General features: G+C 69.7%; 15 protein-coding genes. 8 read left to right on the forward strand and 7 right to left on the reverse strand.

The genetic code is table 11. The annotated features are described in order from the left end of the window. The first annotated feature begins 254 nt into the window (after positions 1–254). On the forward strand, positions 255–1586 hold the full coding sequence (locus ABZ883_RS39385) for a GAF domain-containing SpoIIE family protein phosphatase (protein ID WP_360915798.1): 1332 nt from the start codon (positions 255–257) through the stop codon (positions 1584–1586). Positions 1587–1641: 55 nt separating this feature from the next. Here the strand turns inward: ABZ883_RS39385 and ABZ883_RS39390 are convergent, their stop codons facing one another. Then, positions 1642–2955, reverse strand: coding sequence for a DUF2254 family protein (locus ABZ883_RS39390; protein ID WP_360915801.1), 1314 nt, complete (start codon positions 2953–2955; stop codon positions 1642–1644). Between the two features lie 349 nt (positions 2956–3304). Between ABZ883_RS39390 and ABZ883_RS39395 the strand changes: the two genes are divergently transcribed. Further along, positions 3305–5206: an alkyl sulfatase dimerization domain-containing protein gene (locus tag ABZ883_RS39395; RefSeq protein WP_360915804.1), complete on the forward strand. Its 1902-nt coding sequence runs from the start codon at positions 3305–3307 to the stop codon at positions 5204–5206. A gap of 453 nt (positions 5207–5659) precedes the next feature. Here the strand turns inward: ABZ883_RS39395 and ABZ883_RS39400 are convergent, their stop codons facing one another. Then, a complete protein-coding gene (locus ABZ883_RS39400) occupies positions 5660–6661 on the reverse strand; it encodes an RNA polymerase subunit sigma-70 (protein WP_360915806.1) in 1002 nt (333 codons plus the stop codon). A gap of 139 nt (positions 6662–6800) precedes the next feature. Between ABZ883_RS39400 and ABZ883_RS39405 the strand changes: the two genes are divergently transcribed. The 4 genes from ABZ883_RS39405 (at position 6801) to ABZ883_RS39420 (ending at position 13995) form a co-directional block, all read left to right on the forward strand. Next, the gene (locus tag ABZ883_RS39405; protein ID WP_360915809.1) at positions 6801–7139 is read left to right on the forward strand and encodes a hypothetical protein; all 339 of its coding nucleotides are present in this window, start codon (positions 6801–6803) and stop codon (positions 7137–7139) included. Further along, a complete protein-coding gene (locus ABZ883_RS39410) occupies positions 7139–7693 on the forward strand; it encodes a histidine phosphatase family protein (protein ID WP_360915812.1) in 555 nt (184 codons plus the stop codon). Before ABZ883_RS39405 ends, ABZ883_RS39410 begins: the two co-directional genes overlap by 1 nt. Positions 7694–7751: 58 nt before the next feature. After that, on the forward strand, positions 7752–8951 hold the full coding sequence (locus tag ABZ883_RS39415) for a cysteine desulfurase-like protein (protein ID WP_360915815.1): 1200 nt from the start codon (positions 7752–7754) through the stop codon (positions 8949–8951). Positions 8952–9345: 394 nt separating this feature from the next. Further along, positions 9346–13995, forward strand: coding sequence for a family 78 glycoside hydrolase catalytic domain (locus tag ABZ883_RS39420; protein ID WP_360915818.1), 4650 nt, complete (start codon positions 9346–9348; stop codon positions 13993–13995). Positions 13996–14090: 95 nt separating this feature from the next. On the opposite strand, the gene ABZ883_RS39425 is transcribed toward ABZ883_RS39420, so the two are convergent. Continuing rightward, positions 14091–15659, reverse strand: coding sequence for a PLP-dependent aminotransferase family protein (locus ABZ883_RS39425; protein ID WP_360915821.1), 1569 nt, complete (start codon positions 15657–15659; stop codon positions 14091–14093). 21 nt (positions 15660–15680) lie between these two features. Between ABZ883_RS39425 and ABZ883_RS39430 the strand changes: the two genes are divergently transcribed. Together ABZ883_RS39430 and ABZ883_RS39435 are read left to right on the forward strand one after the other, a co-directional pair. Next, positions 15681–16640, forward strand: a complete 960-nt coding sequence (locus ABZ883_RS39430; protein WP_360915824.1) for an EamA family transporter — start codon at positions 15681–15683, stop codon at positions 16638–16640. Between the two features lie 504 nt (positions 16641–17144). Continuing rightward, positions 17145–17621: a nuclear transport factor 2 family protein gene (locus tag ABZ883_RS39435; RefSeq protein WP_360915857.1), complete on the forward strand. Its 477-nt coding sequence runs from the start codon at positions 17145–17147 to the stop codon at positions 17619–17621. A gap of 125 nt (positions 17622–17746) precedes the next feature. Here ABZ883_RS39435 and ABZ883_RS39440 read toward each other — a convergent pair whose 3' ends face one another. The 4 genes from ABZ883_RS39440 to ABZ883_RS39455 all read right to left on the reverse strand — a co-directional run bounded on the left by ABZ883_RS39440 (position 17747) and on the right by ABZ883_RS39455 (position 25555). Beyond that, complete coding sequence (locus ABZ883_RS39440; RefSeq protein ID WP_360915827.1) at positions 17747–18136, reverse strand: VOC family protein; 390 nt, start codon at positions 18134–18136, stop codon at positions 17747–17749. Positions 18137–18414: 278 nt separating this feature from the next. After that, positions 18415–19611 carry a carboxylesterase family protein gene (locus tag ABZ883_RS39445; protein WP_360915830.1) on the reverse strand — a complete coding sequence of 399 codons (1197 nt, stop codon included), beginning with the start codon at positions 19609–19611 and terminating at the stop codon, positions 18415–18417. 66 nt (positions 19612–19677) lie between these two features. Further along, on the reverse strand, positions 19678–22977 hold the full coding sequence (locus ABZ883_RS39450) for a discoidin domain-containing protein (protein ID WP_360915833.1): 3300 nt from the start codon (positions 22975–22977) through the stop codon (positions 19678–19680). A 13-nt stretch (positions 22978–22990) separates the two neighbouring features. After that, complete coding sequence (locus tag ABZ883_RS39455) at positions 22991–25555, reverse strand: discoidin domain-containing protein (RefSeq protein ID WP_360915836.1); 2565 nt, start codon at positions 25553–25555, stop codon at positions 22991–22993. Position 25556 lies beyond the last annotated feature (1 nt).

Below are 25556 nucleotides of genomic sequence, written 5' to 3' on the forward strand. Positions count from 1 at the left end.
AGGATACTGTATGCAATACCTCCGGTGCCTATGGTGCCCGGTCCAGCTGGCGCCCCAAACGTCGCGGTGCGGATTTTCCAGCCCCCCAGGCCCGCACCGGCGATCCGGAAGGACAGCCCAGAGCGGCCTTCCCCCGACAGCGGTGGGCGGCTGGTGACCATGCACCGCGCCGGCCGCACAAGGGAATGCGCGGACGGAGGGTCGAGAAGTGCGGCTTTCACCGCACTTCATGTGATTTATGCAAGGATTTGTTCATGAATGGGGTCGGTGGTGCGGAAAGGGGCGGGGACGGTGGTGTGCGGTTTCCGTTGGATCCGGGCCTGCAGAGGATCTCGGCGGAATTGCGTGACCTGGGGAGGGCGCAGCGGCGTTTGCAGGTGCTGATGGCGGCGATGCTCGCGGTCAGCCGGGAGCTGGATCTGGGGGTCGTGCTCTCGCGGGTGGTGTCGGCCGCGGTGGAGGTGACACGTTCCAGATACGGGGCGTTGGGTGTCCTCGACGAGGACGGGGTGGGGCTGGCGGACTTCATCACGGCGGGGCTGGACAAGGAGGAGCAGGAGCGGCTTGAGGGGACGGAGCTGCCGCGAGGGCGGGGGTTGCTGGGGTATCTGATCCGGCATCCGGAGCCGTTGCGGGTGGACGACATCGCGCGTCATCCGCAGTCGGTGGGTTTCCCGGAAGGGCATCCGGCGATGAGGACGCTGCTGGGGGTGGCGGTCCGGGTGCAGGAGCGGGTGTACGGGAATCTGTATCTGTCCGAGCGTCGGGACGGTCTGCCGTTCGACGAGGAGGACGAGGCGATGCTGGTGGCGCTGGCCGGCGCGGCGGGGGTGGCGATTGAGAACGCCCGGCTGTTCGAGCGGGTACGGGACAGGAGTGAGGAGTTCCAGCGTCTGTTCCTGCCGCGCCTGCCGGATCTTCGGCCGTTCGAGGCTGCCGCGGTGTATCGGCCGGCGGGCCGGCCTCAACGTATCGGTGGTGACTGGTACGACGTGTTCGTTCTTCCGGACGGCGCCTGTGCCGCGATCATCGGTGATGTCGCGGGGCACGACCTGCATGCCGCGGCGGCCATGGCGCAGACCCGCAGCATGCTCCGCGCGCTGCTCTGCGACCGTCCGGTGCCGCCCAGTTCCATCCTGAAGCGGCTGGACGCCACCGAGGACACACTCGACGTGCAGTGCCTGACCACCGCGTGCCTCGCCCGGATCGAGCCCGCTGGGCCGGACGAATGGACGCTCACCTGGAGCACGGCCGGCCATCCCCCGCCCCTGCTGGTCACCCCGGACGGGCAGGCCCGTTACCTGGCCCTCGAACCGGATCTGCCCCTGGGCGTCGACCCGCTGGGACACCGGTGCGATCACACGCGCCGGCTGCCGCCCGGTACCACCGTGGTGCTCTACACCGACGGGCTGGTGGAGCACCATCAGCGGCCCATCGACGCCGGCATGCGCACGCTGGCCGAACTTGCCGCGGCACACGTGGGTCTTCCGCTGGCGGAGTTGTGCGACGTCCTGGCGGACCGGCATCCCAGCGACGGCCACGACGACCTGGCGGTTCTCGCCCTGCGCACGCCTCCCGCCCGCTGACGCGGAGATATCCGGCGGAGCCCCCGGTCTCCGGAGGACCTTATGTGCGGCACCGTCACTCGGAAGTGTCCTGCGGTGCAGCGGGGCTGCCGAGGCCCTGCCGGTCGGGCTGGGACGCGATGTGGTGGAGGAGCGGGTCGGGCAGGCGTGCGGCGGCGAGACGTTCCAGGGCCTCGGTGCGGTCGGTGATCGGTGGCCGGCGGCCCGGGGGTGCCGCTGAGAGCAGGCTGCGGAGAAGGGCATTGAGGCGCCGGACGGTTTGCGGGGTGGAGGAGCCGTACAGGAGGGTCTCGTCGAGTGCGAGGGAGACGAGGTCGTCCCATCGAGGCGCGTGCAGTCTGACACGGGGTGTGGCGTGCGCGTCGACGAGCCAGACGGGGCCGAGGGGCCGGTCCGCGAGTCGCAGCAGGGCGTTCTCGATCTGGTCGAGTGCCTGGACCGCGGTGGTGGGGTCGTTGATCCCGGGGGACAGGGCTCGGATGGCGATGTCGGCCAGGAGCCGCAGTCCGTATGCGGGGTCCTGCTGAAGGCTGCGGCTGGGACCGTAGCGGACGCAGGCGCTGACCCGACGCGCCAGGCGCGGATCGGTGTCTGTTCCTTCCGCCTCCACGTCGGCCACGACCTGGCCCGTCCCGACGAAGTCGCCCACGGCGTGGGTGAGGCGGATGCGGAGGTGGTGGCGGGTGGCGAGCCGGGTGATGCGTTCTTCGTCGATCCACGTGATCATGGAGGGCCGCCCCCGATGAACGGCGGGAAACGAGTTCACCTGGTCCTCGTGGAACGGACCTGGTTCCGGACCGGTCTCGGCGGCCGCGGGATGGGCCAGATCGACGGCCGCGCGCAGACGTTCCCCGACGGCTCGGGAGAGACCGCCGCCGGTGACGGCGTGACGGAGCGAGGCCAGGAGGCGCAGGACGATGACAGCGTCCAGGAGTACCAGGACAACGGCCAGCGTCACGCTCAGGCGCGGGACGCTGTCGCCACGGACATGGCTGAGCGTGACCAGCGCGTAGAGAGCCGTGCCGATCAGCAATCCGAACAGTACGAGGTAGCGGCTGAAGTGCCCCAGGGCCGCGACGAGCCGTGGCGACATGGCCTGGACGGTCTGCACGATGAGGGTGATGGCGGTGACGATGAAGCCCGCCAGCGTGATCATGCTGCCCGCGACAGAGGCGAGTGTCGCCTGCGCCGTACTGGTGTCGAATCCCAGACCTGGTGTCGGCAGATGCCGTTCCCACAGCGGCAGGAACCACCCCAGCAACCCGCCTCCCACGACCAGGATCAGCGCGACGCTTCGACCGTGCAGGCGCCGGGCATGGTGGATACCCCGGGAATGAACAGGGCGTCGGGTTGTCACCTGGGCCGCCATGAGCACATCGCCGAACCGGTGCTTTCGGCGTCACTGGGGCCGGCTCCCATGATCCGGCGGTTCCGGGCCAGGGAGGAGCGCGGCCTGCCGCACGCGTGCCACCCGGTCACGGGCCGACCTCCTCGCTTCTCAACCCTGGGACCATGGAACCTCGATCCTTCAGCGCGGTCGGCCGTCGTGCGAGCCGGCCCGGTCCGCTCGGATGAGGCCTCGCGGGCGGCAGGGCTGCGTCAGGCCCCCCGACAGCGCAGCACCGCTGGTGGAGCCGCAGATCCCGGGCGAGGATTCGAGGCGTCACGACACATGCCGCGGTCGCCGATCGTGCTCCGGGCCTGCGAGGGAGACTGCCTTGTCCCAGCACAGCGGAGCCAAGCCCGTCCAGCCCGCCGTCGCCCGGGCCAACGAGCAGGTGAGATCGCGCTTCCCGTTCGACGACACCCAGGACCTGGCCGATGCCCGGCGCGGATTCCTGGGCACCGCCTCGGACGACGTCATCCGCGACCGTGCGGGGCGCTCGGTGTGGGATCTGGGCGCCTACGGCTTCCTCGACCAGGACTGCCCGGACACCGCCAACCCGAGCCTGTGGCGGCAGAGCCGGCTCTGCGCGGACCACGGCCTGTTCCAAGTGACCAAGGGCATCTACCAGATCCGCGGCTTCGACCTGTCGAACATGACGCTGGTGGAGGGCGACCGCGGGGTTTTCGTGATCGACCCCTTGCTGTGCGCGGAGACCGCGGCAGCCGGCCTGGCGCTGTATCGCAGCCACCGCGGTCAGCGGCCTGTCACGGGAGTGCTGTACACGCACAGTCATGCCGACCACTTCGGCGGCGTGCGCGGGGTGGTCGGCGAGCAGGACCTCACCGACGGCGTGCCGGTGCTGGCCCCACAAGGATTCCTGGAGCACGCCGTCAGCGAGAACGTGTACGCGGGTACCGCCATGGGCCGCCGCGCCGCCTACATGTACGGAGCGGCACTGCCCAAGGGCGGCAGTGGGCAGATCGGCGCCGGTCTGGGTCTGACAACGTCGACCGGAGCTGTCGGCCTGATCCCGCCGACTGTCGACATCACCCGCACCGGACAAGCAGAGACCGTCGACGGCATTCGCATGGTCTTCCAGCTCACCCCGGGTACGGAGGCACCGGCAGAGCTGAACATCCACTTCCCCGACCACGCGGCACTGTGCATGGCCGAGAACGCCACCCACAACCTGCACAACTTGCTGACGCTCCGGGGCGCCGAAGTACGCAACCCGCGAGTGTGGGCCCGCTACCTCACACAGGCCGTCGAGTTGTTCGCGGGGGCCAGCGATGTCGTCTTCGCCTCGCACCACTGGCCGACCTGGGGCCGCGAACGCCTCACCGTGTTCCTCACCCAGCAGCGCGACCTGTATGCCTACCTTCACGACCAGACCCTGCGCATGCTGAACCAGGGGATGACCGCACTGGAGATCGCCGAGACCATCCAGATGCCCCCCGCCCTGTCACTCGCCTGGCACACCCACGGCTACTACGGCTCGGTCAGCCACAACACCAAGGCCGTCTACCAGCGCTACCTCGGCTGGTTCGACGGCAACCCAGCCCACCTGTGGGAACACCCCCCGGTCGAAGCCGCCCGCCGCTACGTCGACTTCATGGGCGGCGCCGACGACGTCGTACGCCGCGCCCGCGAGTCGTTCGACGCCGGCGACCACCGCTGGGTCGCCCAAGTCCTCAACCACGTCCTGTTCGCCGAGCCCGACCACGCCGACGCCCGCGCGCTCCAGGCCGACGCCCTGGAACAACTCGGATACGGGAGCGAGAACGGCACCTGGCGAAACCTCTACCTCACCGGTGCCCTCGAACTCCGTCACGGCTCCGTCGGCACCCCCACCGTCACCGCCTCGCCCGACGTCCTTGCCGCACTGACACTGGACCAGCTCTTCGACGCCCTCGCCATCCGCATCGACGGCCCCCGCTGCTGGGACGCGAGCATCACCGTCCGCTGGAACATCAACGGCAAGGACCCGATCACGCTCGCACTCCACAACGGAGTCCTCACCCACACCTCCGCGAACGGACCCGCCACGCCGCACCCGCACCTCGACATCACCCTGGAGGAAGCCGACCTGCGCGACCTTCTCCTCGGCACGAGCAGCCCTACCGACCTCCAAGCACGCCCAGGCATCCGCATCACCGGCGATCCGGGCAAACTGGAGGAACTCCTCGGCTACCTCGCGGCCCCGGACCCCGACTTCGCCATCGTCACACCCTGACCGCCACGACGAACCGCGACATGGGCGACTGCGACATCGCGCCCAGGACACAGGTTCGGCCAGTCCTGCTTGTGGCGGTTCCGGAGCGGAGGGGGAGGGTGTCGCGTCGGGATGCGGCGGATGGTCCGCGAATGGCCTGGCCACACCCGCCGGGCAGCCCGTGATTGCCACGCGGGTGGTGCTGCGGGGCGCTCGCGCCGATACGTTCGGGCTCTCACGAACCGGCCTTCAAAATCGCGGGCTACCTCGCCGCCTACGAGGCTTTGGAGCGTGCGGGATGCCCGCGGCTTTGAGTGCTGCCCCTGGCGACTGCGGGCAGTTCCGTCCTCGCTGCCCGACGGCCGCGGTTGCGCAGGGCACGGACGCCGGTGCCGCGAAGCCGGAATCCGGCGTCGCGTTCGGGGTCCGGCCCGGGTGCACCATCGCGCAGCTCCAGCTGCACCTGTCGCCGCACTACTCCGCGCCGTCCGCCGACAGGCGCTCCGGCAGCCCGAGCCGCGGGAACCGGTCGGCATGGAAGATGACGATCTCGGTGATCATCCCGCCGGCGACGCGGAGGACGTCGAGCGTCAACGGCAGGTAGGCGCCCTCTCGCTCGTTCCAGAGGTAGAAGGCGACGGCGGGCTGCCGGTTCACCGACGTGGGGACGCCGCGCAGTCCCTGCATGCCCTCGAAACCGTCCTCGACCCAGTCGGTCACCACCGCGTCCCGGCCGAGGGACAGGCCCGGCGTCGGCGGCATCGAGCAGCGGGCGTCGTCACGGAGCATGCCGGCGAGCCGGGCGACGTCCGTGGCCACGCTCGCTTCGGTGAAGCGACGCACCAGCTCGCGCGTCCCGGAGTCCTCGGCGCCGCCGCTCCAGTCCTGCCGCTCGGCGGGCAGGTGCTCCCGCATGCCGGCGCGGGCCCGTTGCAGCGCGCTGTTGACGGAGTTGACGGAGTCGCCGAGGAGCGCCGCGACCTCCTTCGCCGGCCAGCCGAGCACGTCGCGCAGGATGAGCACCGCGCGGGGGCGCGGGGCGAGGTGCTGGACGGCGACGAGGTACGCCAACTCGATCGTCTCCCGCGCGACGGCGACGGTCTCCGGTTCGTCGGCGTCGGCCGCGGGCAGCTCGTCGAGCAGCCGGTCCGGGTAGGGCTGCAACCACGGCACCTCGCCTCCGGTCGCGGGCTCCGGGCGGCGCTTGGCGAGTAGATCGAGGCAGGCGTTGGTGGCGATCCGGTACAGCCAGGCCCGGAGGGTCGACCGCCCCTCGAAGGTCTCCCGCCGCCGCCAGGCCCGCAGGAACGTCTCCTGCACCGTGTCCTCGGCGTCCTCGAACGACCCGAGCATCCGGTAGCAGTGCACGTGCAGCTCCCGCCGGTGCCGCTCCGCCAGCCCGGAGAACACCGGCTCGTCGCCCTTGCCAAGGCCGCCCCCGCCCCGTTCCGCCGGCCATGTGTCCGCACTCGTCACGTCGTCGTCCTTCCGTCCTGTCGTGTCCCGCTGCAGGTGTGACGGCCGCGGGCGCGAGAAGTCATCACCGGGATCGGTCGGCACGGCTGAGCGCTCTCATCCCGGGCCCACGGCGCGGACGGCGAAATAAGCTGCTTCCATGTCGCTGTCGGAAGTTCACCTGCCAACGGCCCTCGTCGCGCGATATCGGGCGGTCGATCGCGAGATCGTCGGCTCGGCGATCGTGGACACCCCCCGTCATCTGGAAGCGCTCACGGTCAGCATCGGAGCACACGGTATCCGCACGCCGCTCCGACTCGGCTTCAATGAGGAGTTCGCGACGCTGGACGGAAATCACAGGGTCGCCGTAGCGATTCGACTCGGCCTGAAGGCCGTCCCGGTCTTTTTGTTCGCGGTACCGCTGACCCCGCGGCCGGGACACGCGCAGCCCATGCGTCCCACGGACCTGGTCGTCCTCCGGGAAGCGGCAGGTGCGTGATGGCAGTGGAGATCGTCTACGAGACGCACGCGACCACCACGGACAACGAGGCAGGCATCGCGACCGGTTGGCTACCGGGACGGCTCTCGGAACCGGGGCGCCGACAGGCCCGGGAGCTGGGTGAGCGCCGAGCGGCCGACGGCCTCGCGGCCGTGTTCACCTCCGACCTGCACCGCGCCGTGGAGACGGCCCGCATCGCGTTCCCCCACGGCCGGCCCCCGATCCACCAGGACAGTCGACTGCGGGAGTGCAACTACGGGGAACTCAACGGCGACGCGGTCTCCGTCATCGCCGGTCAGCGAAACCTGCGCATTGACGACCCGTTCCCCGCGGGCCAGAGCTACCGCCAGGTCGTCGCGGCCACCCGCGCCTTCCTCCAGGACCTCGCCGCCGACTGGGACGGCAGCACGGTCCTGGTGATCGCCCACTCGGCCAACCGATGGGCACTCGATCACCTGCTCGTGGGCACGCCGCTGGAAGACCTGCTCCGAACGCCACCCGCTTGGCGGCCCGGCCGGCACTTCACGCTGCCCGGCGACCGGGCCGGGAACTGAGTCGTCGGTCGCGACCGGGACCGTGCGCGCGGAGTCCGCGCTCGGGCAGGATGGGCGCATGCATCTCGATGTCCTGCGAATCCGTGACGACTTCCCCGCGCTGGCGGAGAAGGTGGCCCACTTCGACGGGCCGGGCGGCTCACAGGTGCCTCGCCAGGTTGCCGAGGCGATGGCTGCGGTGATGTGCTCGGGCATCTCCAACCGGGGCTCGGTGACAGCCGCCGAGCGCCGCGCCGAGCACGTCGTCACGGAGGCGCGGCAGGCCATGGCCGACCTTCTGGGCTGTGAGTCGCGTGGCGTTGTCTTCACACGGTCGGCGACGCAAGCGGCGTACGACGTTTCCCGGTCCCTGGCGCGGCAGTGGACAGCCGGTGACGAGGTGGTCGTGACCCGGCTGGACCACGATGCCAACATCCGGCCGTGGATCCAGGCGGCGGAATCCGTCGGCGGGGTGGTGCGGTGGGCCGCGTTCGACCCCGTGAGCGGTGAGTTGAGCGTCGACGCCGTCCGGGAGCAGTTGTCCGGCCGGACCCGGCTGGTGGCGGTGACCGGTGGGTCGAACGTGCTGGGCACGCGCCCCGACATCGCGGCGATCGCGGCGGCCGTTCACGAGGTCGGAGCCTTGCTCTACGTGGACGGGGTGCACCTGACGCCGCACGCGCCGATCGACCTGGCCGACCTGGGCGCCGACTTCTTCTCGTGCTCGCCCTACAAGTTCTTCGGCCCCCACCACGGTGTCGTGGTCGCCGATCCCGGACTGTGGGAGCAACTGCACCCGGACAAACTGCTGCCCTCCAGTGATGACGTGCCGGAACGCTTCGAGTTGGGCACCCTGCCGTACGAGATGCTGGCCGGCACCACCGCGGCCGTGGAGTACATCGCCTCGCTGGCTTCTTCCTCGGGCGACCGGCGCAGCCGGGTGCTGGAGTCGATGCGAGCGGTCGAGGCATACGAGGAGCGGCTGCTGGGACGCCTGGTGGACGGGCTGTCGGGCATCGGCGGGGTGCGGCTGTACGGCGCGCCGGCACGCCGTACGCCGACGGTGTTCTTCTCCGTGGCGGGAGTGCCCGGCCGGGAGGTCTACGAGCGGCTGGCGCGGCGCGGTGTGAACGCCCCCGCGGGCAACTTCTACGCGCTGGAGGCGTCGCGGCTGCTGGGGCTCGGTGACACGGGCGCGGTGCGTGCCGGGCTCGCTCCGTACGTCGACGGCGAGGACGTGCAGCGGCTGATCGACGGTGTCGCGGAGGTGGCCGGGTAATCCGCGGGGTGCTGCTGCGTTGGTTCCGGGTGAGGGCCACGTGACCGTTCGGGCGGACCCGGGCACAGCGATCCGTCCCCGGGGGAGGAACCAGCGCCTGCCACTCGGCCGTTTCCGAGCGGAGGTCTGCGCCAACAGGGCGGACAGGGCGGTGACCACCGTTCCTCCGTCCGCTCCGAATCCTGACGCGACCCTTGATACGGGGTGTCGGCCGTCAACGGCGGAGGCCACCGCGTCAACCCGCCGACACCGGGTTGCACTGCGCCCGGCTTAAACCGATTCATTGATCTCTTTGCATCCGTCGCATCAAATCTGTCCAACTCATTGCCATGGAGGGGTAGTCACCGCCAGGGTGTGATTGAAGCGTTTCAATGACTCTTCTTGAGGAGCGCCCGTGCGTCAGCAGATCGCCGCGGTGGTCGCTGCATCAGTCCTCGTCGCGGTGGGACCCGCGACGGCGACGGCAGCAAGTCCACCCGTGACCTCCACCGCCCCCGCCGCCGCTGCAACGAGCGTCAGCCATTTGACGGTCAACGCCCTTGACGACCCGCTCGGCATCCCGTTGACGGCGCCCACCCTGGGCTGGCAGCTCGGCTCCGAACGCCGCGGCGTCACGCAGCGGGCCTACGAGATACGCGTCGCCTCCTCGGCCGGCCGCATCGAGAGACCCGACGTCTGGGACAGCGGAAAGGTCACCTCACGCCAGTCGGTCGACGTCCGCTACGGCGGCCCCGCGCTGCAGCCGCACACCGACTACGTCTGGTCCGTCCGGGTGTGGGACGACCGGGGCACCGCCTCCCAGTGGAGCAAGCCCGCCACGTTCGGTACCGCTCTGGGCGACCAGCCGTGGACCGCCGCGTGGATCGGTGCGGACACACCGGCGCTGGGTGCCAAGTGGAAGGACTACACGGTCGAGTTCACCGCTTCCGACATCAACGGGGCGCTCGGTGTCTACTTCCGCGGTCAGGACACCGAGAACGCCTACATGTGGCAGATCAGCGAGACCGACGACGCCTTGCGCCCCCACGTGAAGCGCAACAGCAACTACTCGGTCCTCAAGGCGACACCGTTCCCGGCCGGCTTCGACTTCGCCGCCGAGCACGACTACGCGATCGCCGTCGACGGCGCCACGATCACCACCACCGTCGACGGCAAGCAGCTGGACCAGCGCACCGATACGACGTTCGGCGGCCCCGGCACGATGGGCTTCCGCACCAGCGGCGCGGAGCGCGGTCTGGTCCACGACGTCACGGTCACCGGCGCCGACGGCACCGTCCTGGTCGACACCGCCTTCCCGGCGGGCGACCGCACCTTCGCGTCGGGCACCGTGACCGGCGGCGGCCTGCGCGTCGACAGCGCCGGCGGCGAGGCCTGGCTGCGCCGCGACGAGCCGGTACCGCTGCTGCGCAAGGAGTTCGATCTCGGCGGCAAGAAGGTCGCCCGGGCACGCGTCTACGCATCGGCGCGCGGCGTGTACGAACTGCGCCTCAACGGCGCACGGGTGGGCGACGCCGAACTCGCACCCGGCCTGACGGCGTACGACAAGCGCATCGACTACCAGACCTACGACGTGACCCGGCAGGTCCGCGCCGGCGCCAACGTCCTCGGCGCCGAGGTCGCACCCGGCTGGTACAGCGGCAAGGTCGCCATGTTCGGCACCGACGTCTACGGGCAGGACGACTCGGTGATCGCGCAGATGCTGGTCGAGTTCACCGACGGCACCAGCACCACCGTCCGTACCGACGGCACCTGGACCACCACCTCCGGCCCGACCCGCGAGGCCGACCTGCTCGACGGCGAGTCCTACGACGCACGGGTGGCGAAGCAGGTCGCCGGCTGGGACAAGCCCGGCTTCGACGCCGCGAACTGGGCCGCGGCGCACGTCCGCGACGAGCCGGTGAACGTACTCGAACCGCAGACCGCGGTCGACGTACGGGTCACCCAGGAACTCAGGACCGCGAAGCGCATCGCCTCGCCGACCGACGGCGTCTACCTCTACGACCTCGGGCAGAACATGGTCGGCCACGTCCGCCTCAGCCTCAAGGGCGAGCCGGGCCGGACGGTGACGATCCGGCACGGCGAGGTGCTCAACCCCGACGGCACGCTCTACACCGCGAACCTGCGTACCGCGAAGGCGACCGACCACTACACCTTCGCCACCGACCAGCCGGAGACGTTCGAGCCGTCGTTCACCTTCCACGGCTTCCGGTACGTCGAGATATCCGGTGTCGACCAGGCCCCTGAGGCCAAGGACCTGGTCGGTGTCGTCGTCGGCACCGACGGCGACCTCACCAGCAGCCTCGACACCAACTCCGCCCTGGTCAACCAGTTGCAGAGCAACATCGTCTGGGGCATGCGGGGCAACTTCCTGTCGATCCCCACGGACACCCCGGCGCGCGACGAGCGGATGGGCTGGACCGGCGACATCGATGTCTTCGCCCGCACCGCCGTCTACAACATGGACGCTCAGTCCTTCCTGAGCAAGTGGCTGCAGGACCTGCGGGACACCCAGCGGCCCAACGGCTCGCTGCCCGGCGTCGCCCCCGTCGTCCCCGGCCGTTTCGACGGCGGCTACGAGTCGGCGGGCTGGATGGACGCCGGCGTGCACGTGCCGTGGACGGTGTGGCAGGCGTACGGCGACACCGACGTCATCCGCGAGAACTACGACATGATGAAGGCCTACGTCGACTTCCTCGACGCCGACTCCACCGACCACATCCGCTCCGCCGGCGGCTATCTCGACTGGCTCAACCTCGACGACGCGACCCCGGCCGACGTACTCGACACCGCCTTCGTCGCCAAGAGCACACGGGAGTTCGCGCAGATGGCGGCCGCCGTCGGCCGGGACGGCGACGCGGCGGCGTACCAGCAGCGCTACGAGGCGATCAGGTCGGCGTACCAGGCGGCGTTCATCGGCGCCGACGGCACCGTCAAGGGCGACAGCCAGACCTCGTACATCCTGACGCTGACCAACGACCTCGCCCCCGCCGACCGGCGCGACGCGATCGTCGCCAAGTTCGTCAAGACCCTCGAGCGCCGCGACTACCACCTGTCGACCGGCTTCCTCGGAGTCGACGGACTGCTGCCGGCACTCACCGAGGCGGGCCGCTCCGACATCGCCTACCGGCTGCTGCAGCACACCGACTACCCGTCCTGGGGCTACGAGATCGGGAAGGGCGCGACCACCGTCTGGGAACGGTGGAACTCCATCAACCCCGACGGCACCTTCAACGACGTCGGCATGAACTCGTTCAACCACTACGCCTACGGCGCGGTGGGCGAGTGGATGTACCGCACCATGGCGGGCGTCTCGGCGGCGGAACCGGGCTACCGCAAGGTGCTCATCGCCCCCGAGCCCGGTGAGGGCATCGACCACGTCGACTTCAGCCACCAGACGCCGTACGGCACTGTGCGCAGCGCGTGGGACACGACCGGCGGCGCGATGAAGCTCGACGTCACCGTGCCGGCGAACACCACCGCCGAGGTGCGCATCCCGGCGGCGAACCGCTGGGCGGTCACCGAGGGCGGCACGCCGATCGGCGACGTCCATGACGTGACCTACGTCGAGCAGGCCGGCGGGGACGTGGTGCTCCAGGTCGGCTCGGGGCACTACGCGTTCGCGGTCGACCCGGTGCTCGGGGACCTGGGGGCGGCCCGGGCCCAGGCAGAGTCGTTCGCCGACGATGTCGACGCGCTGCAGGTGCACGGTCTCGGCACGATCGCCAAGGGGCACCTGCAGCTTCGCACCGCCCTGACGCGGAAGGAACTCGACGCCGCGTGGCGCCTGCAGGCCCAGGACGCGGACAAGCGGCTGACCGCCGCAGCGGTGCACCGTGCGCTCGCCGGCGTGGCCGACCTCGACCGGTGGACGCAGACGTACGCCGAGCAGGGCGCGATCGACAAGGCGGCGGCCACGAAGCTGCGTGACTCACTGGCCGGCCTCGAGAAGATCCTTTCGCGGGCATCGTCCCGCCTGGTCGGCGCGGTGGCGACGCTGGACGTGCCGGCCGGCGAGATCCTCCCGGGCGACGTCGTCCGCGTGAACGTGGCGTTGAAGAACACCGGCAAGCAGCCTCTGACCGGCGTCGATTCGACACTGCGGGCACCCAGCGGCTGGACGGTGAAGTCCGTGGGGCGGCACACGTCCACCACGGGTGCGGGCAGTACGGTCGAGCACGCCTACGACGTCACGGTGGCGACCGACGCTCAGGCTTCGGTGGCCGACCTCACCGGTTCGGTGTCGTACCGGTACGCGGGGGGAACGGCGACGCTACCGGTGTCCGCGGGCCTGGTGGTCGCCCCCGGTGTCGCCATCGAGGGCGTGTCCACCGCGCCCGATCCGGTCGGCCCGGGTGAACGGGCCACCGTCGCCGCCGTGCTGGCCAACCGCACCAAGGTGGTGCAGTCCGGCGAGCTCACACTCGCCCTCCCCGACGGCTGGACGGCGCCGGACCCGGTCGCGTACCACCTGGAGCCGGGGGAGCGGGCAACGGCCGAAGCCGTCGTGACGGTGCCGCTGACCGTCGTCGGGCAGAAGGCCACGGTCACCGCGGCGACGGGCTCGACGGCGGCGGAGCAGGCGACCGGCACGATCGCGGTCTCGTTGCCCACCCCACCGGCGAAGTCGAGCGACCACATCGACCTCGGTGACGGGCCGTCGGAGTCCGCCCACCGGCTGACGGCGTCGGAACACTCGGGGACGAACACCGAGGCCGGGCTGACACGCCGGTACACCCACTCCTCTTACCCGGGCGGCTGGTTCGAGTTCGATGCCGCCGTACCGACCACCGGCCGCTTCGTGGTCCGCATGGTCGAGACCTTCGACGGTGCCCGGCGCAAGACCTATGACGTCCAGGTCGACGGCAAGGTCGTGCACAGCGTCGACCTGAGGCGAAGCGAGAGCGGCCAGGGCACGATCACCCACCAGTTCGTGGTCGAACCCTCCGCCGCCACGTCGGACGGCACCGTGCGGATCCGCTTCCAGGACACCGACGCCGACTACGACCCCTCGATCGCCGACGTGTGGGTGATGCCGGTCGACTGAGTCACCGACGACCGTTGTGTGCCTGAGCACGCCCTGCGAGGGGGTGCTCAGGCACACGACCCGATATCCGGGAAAGCCATGGGACCCCCGCGGCCTCAGGGACGCAGCCCGCGCAGAACGGTCCCGATGGTGGCGATGCCCTCCTCGATGTCGTGGGCGGAGCCCGCCGCGTAGCCGAGTACCAGGCCGGGCGGCCCGGGGGCGATGCGATGCCAGGAGAGCGGATGCACCTTCACGCCCCGGTCGAGCGCCGCCGCGGCGAGGGCGCCGTCGGACAGGTCGGGACCGCGGGCGCCGTCCGGCGGGCCGCCGAACGTGACCATGAGGTGCAGGCCGGCCGCCGTCCCGTGCACGCGGGCACCGGGGACGTGCTCCTGGATGGCCTTCAGCATCACGTCCCGGCGCCGACGGTGGCGCCCCCGGACGTGGCGCAGATGTCGTTCCAGCTCGCCGGAGTCCATCAGCCGGGCGAGGACCAGCTGGGTGAGGACGCCGTTGCCCAGGTCGGCGTACCGCTTGGCGGCCACGACGGCGTCCAGCCGGTCCGGTGGTACGAGGAGCCATCCGATGCGGAGCGCGGGCGCGAGCAGTTTGGAGACGCTGCCCGCGTAGCAGACCCCCTCGGGCATCAACGAGCGCAGCGCCGGCACCGGTGGCCGGTCGTAGCGGTGCTCGGCGTCGTAGTCGTCCTCGATCACCACCCCGCCCTCGGCGGCCCAGCCCAGCAGCTCTCTGCGGCGTTCCCCGTCGAGGACGACACCGGTCGGGAACTGGTGGGCCGGGGTCAGCAGCACCGCCCGGGCGCCGCTGGCACGCAGCGCACCGACGTCGAGGCCACCCGCGTCCACACGGACGGGCACGACCGAGTGGCCTCCGTACTCCAACTGCTGGCGCGCCCCGAGGGATCCGGGGTCCTCGACGGCGACACGGCGGATGCCGTCCGCCCATAGGAGTCGCGCGAGCAGGCTCAGAGCCTGCGCCACCCCCGCGACCACCACGACCTCCTCGGGGTCGGCGCGGATGCCGCGGTTGCGCGCCAACCAGCCCACGACCGCTCGGCGCAGGGCGGGTGCGCCCCTGGGATCGCCGTAGCCGAAGTCGGCCGGGGCGGCGTCCGCGAGGACGGCACGCTCGGCGCGCAGCCACCCGGGGCGCGGGAAGGCGGCGAGGTCGGGGACACCCGGTGACAGGTCGATGCGGCAGGGCATGGCCCGGAGCACGTCGACGACGCCGTCGCGGTCCTCCGAGGAGAAGATCGCGGCCCCGGATCCGGCTCCGGTCCCCGGCACGTCGTGTGCGCGCCCGGGCGGAGCGGCGGGAGCCGCCACGACCACCGTCCCGAGCCGCCCGCGACCGGCGATCTGTCCCGACTCGGCGAGCCGCCGGTAGGCCTCGGTGACCACGCCCCTGGTGACGTGCAGCTCCTCCGCCAGGACGCGGCTGGCGGGCAGCCGTGCTCCGACACGCAGCCGGCCGTCGGCGATGGCGGACCGCAGCCGGTCCGTGAGCCAGGCGGTGCGCCCGCCTGCGGGTACGTGGCCGATCTCCAGTTGCAGGAAGTCCGAGCCCGGTGAACTGCCGGGGCCCGGCGCCTTGTCGGCTGGATCCTCCGCCTGATTGGACCCCTCCACCGACGCCTTTGTGGACCTGTCCATGACGTCCATTGTGCGGGCAGCGTGAGTGGTATGCGCACATCTTTCGCTTCCTTCACCCCACTCGTGCCCGGCATGTTCGGGATGGCGCTGGTCGGCAGCAGCGTCACCGTTTCGCACACCCTCGTGGACGCCCCGCTGTTCACCCCGCAGGCGGTTCGCTATGCGATGGCCACGGTGATCCTGCTGGTCGTCGCCCAGTTCGCCGGTACGCGGCCGGTGCGGCCACGAGGACGGGAGTGGCTGTGGTTCGCCGGGATCGCTGTCACCGGTCTGCTGTTGTTCAACGTGGCCGTGGTCCGGGGCGTCGCCCATGCCGAGCCCGCGGTGGTCGCCGTCGCGGTCGCGTCCGTACCGGTGGTCCTTGCGGCGGTGGGCCCGGCGTTGGAGAGGCGCCGGCCCAGCCGGCAGATCTTGTTGGCGGCCCCCGTGGTCGTGACGGGAGCGGTACTGGTGGAGGGAACGGGTCGCACAGACGCCGTCGGGGTGGCCTGGGCGGCGCTGGCCCTGGCGTGCGAGGCCGCCTTCACCCTTCTCGCGGTACCGGTCCTGCGCAGGCACTCCCCGTGGGGGGTGTCCGTGCACGCGATGTGGATGGCCGCCGTACTCCTGGCCGTTCTCGGCGCGACCTGCGAAGGGCCCACGGCGGTGCGGGAGTTGTCCGGTCCCGAGTGGGCCGCCATCGGCTACCTGGCGTTGATGGTGACGGCGGTCGCCTTCGTCCTGTGGTACTCGACGGTCCGCGCCGTCGGCTCCGGGCGGGCCGGGCTGCTCACCGGCATCGCGCCGCTGGCCGCGGCGGCCGTCGGCGGCATCTCGGGCAGCGGCACGCCGAGCCCGTCGGTATGGCTGGGGATCACCGTGCTCATCCTCGGCCTGGTGCTGGGCCTGCGCCCGCAAAGCGTTCCTGCCGTCGAGGTCGCCCGCGTGGATCCGCCCACCTCCGCACGGACCAGTAGCGTCGCCGGACGTCGGCGACGCCCGGGCTCGTGACGTCACGCGATCCGGCGGAACCGCCCGATGTCCCGGCGCATCAGCTCTGCGCCGGGAACGGCCGAAGGGCCCTCGCCGGGCGAGTCGGCCGTCCCGGCATCTCGTAATGAATCCCGAGGAGATCCCAGCCCACGGGGACCGAGTGTCAGTGGTGCGGGTTCAGCGACCTCACGATGGGCACGGACACATGGTGTTGGCGACCACCTACCTGAATGCTCCGCGAAGATGTCGTGAGCCCCTCTGCCAGGGGCTTCACCCGTCCGTCACGGCAACTCGCTGCCTGCCGGGGCGGGCTGAAAAGGCTCACTGTTTCGGAACGCCTCGCGTGAGAGGCAGTGAACCCAATTTTCATCGAGTAAAAGTCTTTTGCGCACCCGGTGATTCCTGGACAACGTGCGGAGTGTCTGGTTCCGATTGTAAAATGGAAGGGGGTGGGCGCCAGGTACTCCATCTGTTCATGCCGTGCGGCCTTCTAGGCTGCTTTGACCGAAGTGAGGGAATCCGATTAACGCTCAGGATTACAGCGACGTGTTGAACGTGGTGCACCAGGACTTTCAACTCGGCGACGCCAAGGATTTCAGCGGCGAGCGGTCACTGTGGGCCGACGAACTCACAGTCGACTTCGGGGGTGTCAATCCGGAGGCTGAGGGCGTCGTTGCCGCCGACACGCTGAAGGACATCTGGGAGCGTCAGCTCGGGCCCCTGGAGGTCGTTGTTCACATGCTGTCCAGTCAGATCGTCACCGTTGACGGTGACGAGGCATCCGTCACGTACTACCTGCAGGCGTTGCATTACCACTCGGCTCTGGGTGAAAGCGAAGACGTGAACACCTGGACTCACTACGGCCGGGGTACGCACGGGCTGCGCCGCATTGACGGAAGCTGGAAAATGGTCTCCGTGAACTACAAGGTTCTTCACAGCGTGGGAAACGCCGCGATGATCCCCCAGGTCATCGCTCTGAACGCGTCGTCGGGTCACTGAGCTGGTTCCAACCCGATGGGTTGTTGGAGCGGTGACCCTGGAGGCGGGCATGAAGAAAGCCGGCGATCGGTGGGTCACCGTCCTGTGACAGCAAGGGTCGAGTTGCTGAGCCGGCACGGAGGTCCTCAGCCGAGGTAGTTCGCGCGTCCTTCGTCGTCGAGCTCGAAAGCGCCCTCAGGGATGATGCAGAACTCATTGCCCTCGGGGTCCGCCATCACCAGGAAACCCCCGTCGTCGTACTGCTCCAGTCTGCGCCCGCCGAGCGTCTCCACCCGCTGCTGCTCGGCTGCGGGGACGGGCGAGGTGATGTCGAAGTGCATACGGTTCTTCCCCGACTTGGCCTCGCTGGTCCGCTGGAAGCCCAGGCCGAGTCCGTTCTCCCGCCGAAGCCATACGTACGGGCCCATGCGGCCCACGACCGGCCTGCCGAGCAGCTCTGACCAGAACGCGGCGAGCCGTTCGGGGTCAGTGGCATCGACAATGAGCGCATTGACCTGCATGCGGGAATCCGTCATGCACCTGATCTTCTCACGGCGGCGTTGAGGACAACGAGCACGGCGTGGGTGGTGACACCCTGTCTCAATCATTCCGGTCCGCCCAGGTCACGGGCTTCCAGCCGACCAACTTCGTTGGGACAAGGCACGGGCGGACCGCCTTCGGTGTTCTCCTCGGGCGCGTGGAGTGTGCTCGCATCGGTCGCCCGCTGAACCGGCGGGAGAGCCGCTGACGCCCCCACAGCCCGGGCCGGGCGCGGCCCACCGCTCGTCCACGCCCGGTAGGCTCTTGGGAGGGCCTACACCTTGTCCGCCCAGATCTCCCGGGACGCGGACTCGGGGTCGGCCACGACCGAGACGGGCACGTCCCAGATCCGCGTGAGCGCCTCACCCTTCCGGTACTGCGGCCAGCCGGGGTCGCCGGTGGCGGCGAAGGCCGTCAACGACCTGCGGACCTCCTCGGCCAGGCCGACAGCCTCCGGCGGGATTGCGTCACCGAAGAGGAGGCCCGCCATCGGGCCGTGGAAGTTGCCGAACGTCAGCGGCACGTCGAGCAGGTGGCAGGCGCCGAGCGCCCCGCCGAACACGGGTGTCGGACAGGCCACTTGGTAGCACCAGCTGCGGCCGGAGTGCTCCTGTGCGCACCACATCGACGGGATGCGGAAGAACGCGTCGGACTGGATGAGCAGGTACAGATCGGCGTCGGAGGCGCCCGGGTACGCGGCCCGGTAGGCGTCGAGCGGAACAGCGTGCATCGCCGCGACACCGGAGACGTCGACGGCGGACAGGTCCTCGCCCATCGCCATGGCGAAGAACCGGTACTCGTCGCTGGTGTACCCGGTCATGAGGTCGACCTCCGCACGCAGGTCGCGCCAGGGCTGGTTGCGCACCAGATCCCCGTCCACCACCGGTCCGTAGGGAGTGACCTCGCCCTCCCTGGACTGCACGGCGTGGATCTCCTCGGGCGCCACGCCCGCGAAGGCCTCGGAAGTGAGCGGAACACCGAGCGCCGCCGCGATCCGCTCTGCCGTGTCGCGCGCCCGTTCTTCCGGCAGAAAGGCCGCTGCGACACTCTGCCCAATGGCCCGGCGGAACAGCCCGCGGCCGGACTCGGCGGCCGTCAGCGCCGCCACGGCGCTGCCACCCGCCGACTGCCCGAAGATCGTCACGTTGTCCGGGGCTCCGCCGAAACCCGCTATGTTCTCCTGCACCCAGCGCAGAGCCGCGAGTTGGTCGAGCAGCGCCCGGTTGTGCGGCGCGTCCGGCAGCCAGCCCAGGCCCTCGAAGCCGGTGCGGTAGTTCAAGGTCACCAGCACGACTCCCGAGAGGGCCAGGTTCGTGCCGTCGAACTCGGGCTGGCTCGCGGAGCCGAAGATGAACGCTCCCCCATAGAGCCAGACCATCACCGGGAGACCGGCCGCCCCGGGCCGCCGCGGGCATGCGGGCCTTTCGGGCCGGTGGAACGTCGCCGTTCGCACCGGGCCCGGAAGGCCCACTCCGGCTCGCCGTCCCTCAGTCGTGTCCAGGCCGGCCGGCCGCCACTGCCGGCGCGGACGGCGCCGTCAGCCGTACACCTGCATCTCGTAGAGCGAGTAGCCCCATTGCCCGGACAGTTGACTGCCCTGCATGCGGACGTACCGGGCCTGGCCGCTGACGGGGACCTTCTCGGTGCCTCCTGACGAGTTGGTTCGGGTGGAGAGGTCGCGCCAGGTGGAGCCGTCCGTGGAGCCCTGCACCTTGTAGGACTTCGCGTACGACGCCTCCCACAGCAGGTCCACCTCGGAGAGGTTGTACGTGCCGCCGAGGTCGACCTGGATCCAGCTGTTCGGGTCCTGTCCCGCGCTCCACCGGGTGTTCAGGTCCCCGTCGAAGGCCTTGGCGGCCGACTGGCCGTCGCTGGACTGGGACGAGGCCGTCGCGGACTTGCCCTGTGCCAGGTTGGTCCGCGGGGCGTTCGTGGTGAGGTTGACGGTGACGGTCCTGCCGGCCTGGAGCGGCAGCACGCGTGCGATGTTGCCCAGCGGGGAGCTCTGGACGGTGACGCCGTCCCCGGTGATCGAGGCGATGCCGGATCGCTGGATCAGTGTCAGGTTCTGGTCGGTCTTCGAGGTGAGTGTCACCTTCGCGGTGTGCGCGGTGGTGTCCCAGGTCAGGTTGTCGATGGTGAACCGGCTCTTGCCGAGCATCCCGGAGATGGAGCCCTTGTCCAGGCCCTTCGGCAGCCCTGGCAGCAGCTCCAGAGTGCCGGGCTTGGTGGCGGCCAGCATTTCCATCATCACCGTGGGCACGGAGTTGACGACGTCCGTGGCGAAGGTGTTGTGGTTGTTGTAGTGGGAGGTCGCCATGCTGCTGTAGTAGTAGTCGTCCTTGGCGAAGCGCAGCAGCTTCGCGCCCACCGAGTCCGGCATGCCGAGGTCGGCGGCGATCAGAGCCCCGTGCAGCAGGCCGTGTCCGGCGTTCTCGTACGAGCCCTGGTCCTTCTTCTGCAGGAAGACCTGTGCGGCCTTGAACTGCGCGGGATCGGTCTCCGGAGTGACCTCGCGGTAGGGCCATACCGGCATCAGACCGCTGGAGTGCCGGTGCTGGTAGTTGTTCTTGTTCTCCAGGTCGGGCCATGCCCATTCGGCCAGCGCACCGTCGTTGTTGATCAGGTAGGGCGGCAGGTGGTCCAGCTTCTCCTGCCAGACCGGGATCTTGTCGGCGTCGCGGCCGAGGGTCTTGGCGGTCTGGATCAGCGTCGTCAGTGCGAACTTGGCGCCGGAGATGTCGTAGACGGAGTTGACGGCGAGCGGCACGCCGCCCGGCGGGGTGTTCTCCGGCGAGACGGAGCCGGCGAGGATGTAGTCGCCGTTGCCGTCCTTCCTGGTGAGGAAGTCCTCGTAGAAGTCGCCCATGTCGCGGATCAGCGGGTAGTACGTGTCGGCCAGGAAACTGGTGTCCCCGGTGACCTGGTAGTGCTCCCAGAACGGTTCGAGCAGCCAGGACTCCCCGCCCGTCACGTACTGGTAGGGGTAGTCGAAGTTGATGTTGGAGATCAGGCCTTCGCCGTTGGGCGTGTTGCCGCCGGTCAGCATGCCGCGGGTGCCGAGGAGCTTCTTCGCGTTGGTCTCGAAGTCCTTCTGCCACTGCTGGTTGAGCCAGAAGTATCCCGCCATGGCCTCCGGCATGTTGCCGATGTTGCCGCTGGAGATCTGCAGGTTGAGGTTGGCGTCCAGGTGGTAGTAGCCGTCCCAGCCGACGTTGCTGTCACCCGTCCAGTTGCCGAGCAGGTCCGGGGCCTGGGTGGGCCCGCTGGAGCCGAGCAGGTGGTAGCGGCCGGCGTAGAACATCCGCTCGTACAGTGCCGGGACCGGTGTCGAGGAGGACTTCTGCTCGGCGAGCAGCTGCTCCGTGGACTTCGCGCGGTCGGCGGGAGAGGCGCCGAAGTCGATCGAGACCCGGCCGAAGATGGAACTGTGTGCGCTGGTGTGCCGGTCGAGCAGGACGCGGTAGTCGGTGGTGAGCCCGGCGAGTTTCTGCTGGAGGAGGTTCTTGCTCCACTCCTGTTCGGCCGGGACCCCGCCGTTGTACGTGCCGTTGTAGCGCTGGGTCAGTGACAGCAGCATCACGTAGCTGGCGTTCGAGACGGTCACCTGGCCGTTGCTGAGGGACTTGGTGCCGTCGGTGACGATGCGGGTGACGCCCTCGTACCCTGCGTTGTAGCTGCCGCCGGGGTACTTGGCCCTCAGGTTCAGATAGTCGGCGGTGGAGTTGCCGGTGTACGTGACGCCCTTGTTGAGGAGGTTCATGCCCGGGTCGATGGACAGGCCCAGGGTCATGGTCTCCTTCTGGCCCGCGGGCGCCGCCTGGTACTGGACGGTGGCGCCGTCGGCGCGGGAGACGAAGGTGTCCCGCTCCCACGAGCCCTTGCTGTCCGTCCAGTTGACCTTCACCACGCCCTGCGCGTAGTCGGTCGAGCGGACGTAGTTGCTGATCGCCCCGCTGTCCGGCATCCCGATGGTCATCTTGTAGCCGGGGTGCTTGCTGCCCTCGCCGCCGCCCTGGTAGCCCTGCACGTCGGCGGCGAGTTGGTTGGCCTGCTGGTACTGGCCGGAGACCAGCTGGTCGCGGATCTTGCTGATGTTGTCCTGGCTGACGGTGTTGAAGGTCCGGTGCGGACGGGCCTCGGTCCGCGCCATGAAGAAGTCCTTGTCGTCGAAGACGACGGTGTCGTTGCGCGGATTGCCGAAGACGATGACGCCCTGCTTGCCGTTGCCGGCCAGCAGTCCGTCCTGCCAGTTGCCGTACGCCGTCGGGTAGGTCGTGGACGGCGCGACGGTCGGTGAGCCGGCGGAGGGGTCGCCGGAGCTGCCGTAGACCGCGAACTCCCACAGGGAGTAGCCGTATTGCGTGGCGGGTGTGACGCCTTGCATCCGTATGTACTGCGCGGCCTTGTTGACGGTGACGCTCTCGGTGCCGCCGTTGCCGGTCGTCGTGGAGTAGGCGTCGCTCCAGTGCGCAGAGTCGTCGGATGTCTGGATCCTGTACGCCTTCGCGTATGCGGCTTCCCAGGCCAGCGTCACGGACGAGACCGTGTACTGCGCGCCGAGGTCGACCTGGATCCAGGCGCCCGGGTCGTTGCTGTGGTCGCTGGACCAGCGGGTGCCGGTGTTGCCGTCGATGGCGTTGGACGCGACGTAGGTGCCGTCCTGGTAGGAGGCGACGGCGTGGGCGCCCGGGTTGCGGGCGAGGTTCACGGGGGCGCCGGCGGCGATCGACGGGGACGCCTGCGATGCGAGGGTGAGCAGCAGGAAGAGGGTCACGGCGACGCCGAGCAGCCTTCTTCCCGTGCGTCGGGGTGCGGGGGATGGGATGAGGATCATGGTGACTCGCCCCTCAGGTGCCGTTGGCTGTGACGCGCAGCGATGAGATGGCGTCGTTGTTGCCTGTGGTGGTCAGGTTCGGTGCGTCGCCGGTGAAGTTCCAGGCGGTGCCGGAGAAGCCCGCGTCCGCGTAGCCGGTCACGGTCCAGCCTGCCGGGACGCGGACCGAGGAGATGGAGTCGTTGGCGATGCCCTTGGCCTGGAGTGCCGGCAGGTCGTAGGCGCCGGGCGGGAAGGCGGCCGAGGTACCGCTGTAGCCGGCGTCGCTGTAGACGGTGGCACTGCTGCCGCCGGTGCCGTCGACGGGGGTGCCGTAGATCGCGAACTCGTAGAGCGAATAGCCGTATCCGGTCGCGGGTGTGATGCCCTGCATGCGTACGTAGCGGGCGTTCCTGCCCACGTTCACCGTTTCGGTGCCGCCCTGGCCGCCTGCCGTGGAGTAGGCGTCCGTCCAGGAGGAGGCGTTGTCCGACACCTGGATCCGGTAGGCCTTGCCGTAGGCGGCCTCCCAGTCGAGGGTGACGGTGGACACCGCGTACTGCGCGCCGAGGTCGACCTGGATCCAGGCGCCCGGGTCGTTGCTGTGGTCGCTGGACCAGCGGGTGCCGGTGTTGCCGTCGATGGCGTTGGACGCGACATAGCCGCCGTCCTGGTAGGAGGCGGCCGCCTTGGCGTCCGCACCGAGCGAGAGGTTCACGGGGGTGCCGCTGGGCGGGGGCGGCGGGGTGGGCACGGTCTGGCCGGCCGGGGGCCACAGCGTGAGGGAGTTGCTGCCGCCCCGCGCGGTGGCGAACGGGCCGGCCATGGTGTTGGTGGTGCTGACCGGGCGGCCGAAGAAGTCCGTGGTGACGTCGGCCTGGATGGTCTGGTTGGCCAGCGGTATCGTGCCGACCCTGGCCTGCGTGACGGGGGTGTTGCCGCGGATGCCGGAGGTGTCCAGGTCGAAGTTCAGCGACATCTGGGTGTTCGTCGCCGTGTAGTGCACGTTCGAGATCGTGCCGGTGGAATTGCCTTCCTTGACCTGGGTCTTGTCGGTGGCGTTGTCCGGCAGGGTCGAGCCGTGGACGAGGTTGTTGTACCAGAGGAATCTCTGCGGCGAGGTGAGCGCGGTGGTCTGGTTCATCGTGCCCGGCTGGAAGTAGTACGCGTTCCGGCCGCTCCCGTCGGAGTGGATGTTCGCGTTGTTGAGGAAGAGGTTGTTGGCGAAGACGATGCCGGTGGCGTCCAGGGTGCGGATGTCGCTGTTGCCGATGAAGACGTTGTTGTCCACCAGGATGGGGCCGAAGACGGCTTCGGCGTAGTAGCCCCAAGGGCTGTTCATCACGATGTTGCCCGTGATGCGGACGTTCTGGTTGCCCCAGTCGGTCCAGATGCCGGCCGAGTTGCCGCCCTTGGAGTTCTTGATGTAATTGCCTTTGATCAGGCCCTCGTTCATGTAGTGGACCTTGATCGGGGCGGTTTCCGCGCCGCTGAACTCATTGCGGTAGTTGGTGTCCTCGATCATGTTGTAGAGGATCTGCGAGTGCCAGGAGAAGACCCCCGCTATACCCGACTGGCCGCATTTCGCGATGTAGTTGTTGCGCACGATGTGCGAGCCGTAGGCGCCGGTGTTGTGGAAGTCCGTGCGCGGGGTGCCGGGGCGGTTTCCGGCCCAGGTGTCGTTGCTCAGGCCGATGTCGATGCCGATGGTCCTGGCGTTGATGACGATGTTGTTCTCGATGATCCACTTCAGCCCGCCGTAGACGCTGATCGCGCCGGCCTGCCGACGGTCGGGACTGTCGGGGAAGTCCGAGTAGGTGTTCGCCGCCTGCTTGATCGTGAAGCCGTTCACGGTGATGTAGCCGAGTCCCCAGACGTCGGGTGCGAAGACCTGGCGGCGGACGTTGATCTCGGCCAGACGGGCGTTGGGGTCGGCGCCGTTGAAGTTGGCCCAGATGGTGGTGGTGGACGAACCGACCTCGGAGTACCAGGTGTTGGCCGCGCTCTGCACGGTGCCGAGCGACGGCTTCTCGTTGTACGCGGTCTCGTCCAGATAGACGTCACCGGCGGTGTAGCCGGCGAAGGTTCCCCCACCGCCGCCGTTCGGTTGCCCCTGGGCGTAGGGGTTCCAGGTGCCGAAGGAGCTGTTGGGCAGCGTGACGCTCCAGACGGTGCCGCTGCCGCGGGTCCAGGAGTTGATCTCTTCGGAGCCCTTGACGGTCACCGTGCCGTCGCCGGCGTTGGTGTACGTGATGCGGTGCTGGTCGTCGGTGCCGCCGCGCGCGGGTTTGACCGTCTCGCGGTAGAGGCCGGCGTGTACCACCACGGTGTCGCCGGGCTGTGCCGCCTGGGCGGCCTGGTTGATCGTCAGATACGGAGAGGCCTGGGTACCGGCGTTGCCGTCGTTGCCGTTCTTCGCCACGTGGATGACGCGCGGGGCGTCCGCTGCGTGGGCCGGTGCGGCCGCGGGCAGCGCCAGCACGGCGAGCGCGACAGCGGCGGCTGCGGCGCGGAGCGTGCGGAGGGCGGCGGCAAGGTGCGGGGTTCGGCGGTTGGGGCCGGGCGCGGCTGCGGGGGGCGGGCTGGTGGGGTGTCTCATC

The organism is Streptomyces sp. NPDC046977, from assembly GCF_040644455.1.
Taxonomy (GTDB): Bacteria; Actinomycetota; Actinomycetes; order Streptomycetales; family Streptomycetaceae; genus Actinacidiphila.